This window comes from Motilibacter deserti, from assembly GCF_011250635.1.
In the GTDB taxonomy this organism is placed as follows: Bacteria; Actinomycetota; Actinomycetes; order Motilibacterales; family Motilibacteraceae; genus Motilibacter_A; species Motilibacter_A deserti.
Genome location: NZ_JAANNP010000235.1, coordinates 1 through 1,303, shown reverse-complemented (window position 1 = coordinate 1,303; position 1,303 = coordinate 1). Strand labels below are relative to the sequence as shown.

General features: G+C 70.6%; 3 protein-coding genes. All 3 read right to left on the bottom strand.

Features of this window, described 5'->3' with window-relative positions; translation table 11 throughout:
• Positions 1-114: 114 nt before the first annotated feature.
• Positions 115-495 (bottom strand): 50S ribosomal protein L18, encoded by a 381-nt coding sequence (gene rplR / locus G9H71_RS22730; protein WP_166285011.1) that lies wholly within the window; start codon positions 493-495, stop codon positions 115-117.
• A 2-nt stretch (positions 496-497) separates the two neighbouring features.
• On the bottom strand, positions 498-1,037 hold the full coding sequence (gene rplF / locus G9H71_RS22725; RefSeq protein WP_166285010.1) for a 50S ribosomal protein L6: 540 nt from the start codon (positions 1,035-1,037) through the stop codon (positions 498-500).
• Between the two features lie 11 nt (positions 1,038-1,048).
• Positions 1,049-1,303 (bottom strand): 30S ribosomal protein S8 (rpsH, locus tag G9H71_RS22720; RefSeq protein ID WP_166285009.1); only part of this gene is annotated, 255 nt, incomplete at its 5' end.

Sequence of the window (1,303 nt, the reverse complement as noted above, 5' to 3'; positions counted from 1 at the left end):
CCGCCGCCGGCGCCTCGGCGCTGGGGTCCAGGCATGGGGTTTCCTCTTCCTTCGTCTTTGGTCGAGCTGGTTCTGGCTGCTGCTTGCCCGTGCCGCTGTCGTCGCTAGCCGGGGCTAGAACGACAGGCCGGCCTCGCGAGCGGCGTCGGCGACCGCGGCCACGCGGCCGTGGTACTGGTTGCCGCCGCGGTCGAAGACGACCGCGGTCACGCCCGCCTGCTGGGCACGCTGGGCCACGAGCTCGCCGACCCGGCGGGCCTTGGCCGTCTTGTCACCGTCGGAGCTGCGCAGCTCGGCCTCCATCGTGGAAGCCGAGGCCAGCGTGCGGCCGAGGGTGTCGTCCACGACCTGGACGACCATGTGCCGGGAGGACCGGCTGACCACGAGGCGAGGACGGGCCGGCGTACCGGAGACCCGCTTGCGAACGCGCAGGTGACGGCGCGTCCGCTTGATGCCCTTGGCCTCGACGCGCTTGCGCTTGATACCGAGTGCCATGACTACTTACCAGCCTTCCCGACCTTGCGGCGGATGACCTCGCCCTGGTACCGCACGCCCTTGCCCTTGTACGGGTCGGGCTTGCGGATCTTGCGGATCTTCGCGGCGACCTCGCCGACCTTCTGCTTGTCGATGCCCGAGACCACGAAGCGGGTCGGGGCCTCGACGGTGAAGGTGATGCCGTCCGGGGGCTCGATGACCACCGGGTGGCTGAAGCCGAGCGCGAACTCGAGCGCACTCCCCCGCGCCTGGACGCGGTAGCCGACGCCGACGATCTCGAGCGTCTTGGAGTAGCCCTGCGTCACGCCGGTGACCATGTTGGCCACCAGGGTGCGCGAGAGGCCGTGCAGCGACTTGCTCTCGCGGGTGTCGTCCGGCCGGGTCAGCTGCAGCGAGCCGTCCTCGGCCTTCTCGACGGCGATGGGCTCGGCGACGACGTGCGCGAGCTGGCCCTTCGGGCCCTTCACGGTGACAGTGCGGTCGGCGATGGTGACGTCGACCCCGCCGGGGACCTGCACGGGCAGGCGACCGATGCGCGACATGTTGAGACCCCTTACCAGACGTAGGCGAGGACTTCCCCGCCCACGCCACGCTTCTGGGCCTGCCGGTCGGTCAACAGGCCGGAGGACGTCGAGATGATGGCGATGCCGAGGCCGCCGAGCACGCGGGGCAAGCCGGTCGACTTCGCGTAGACGCGGAGACCGGGCTTGCTCACGCGGCGCAGGCCGGCGATCGAGCGCTCACGGTTGGGGCCGTACTTGAGGTCGAGCACGAGCTCCTGGCCCACGGTCGCCTCCTGCACCTTCCA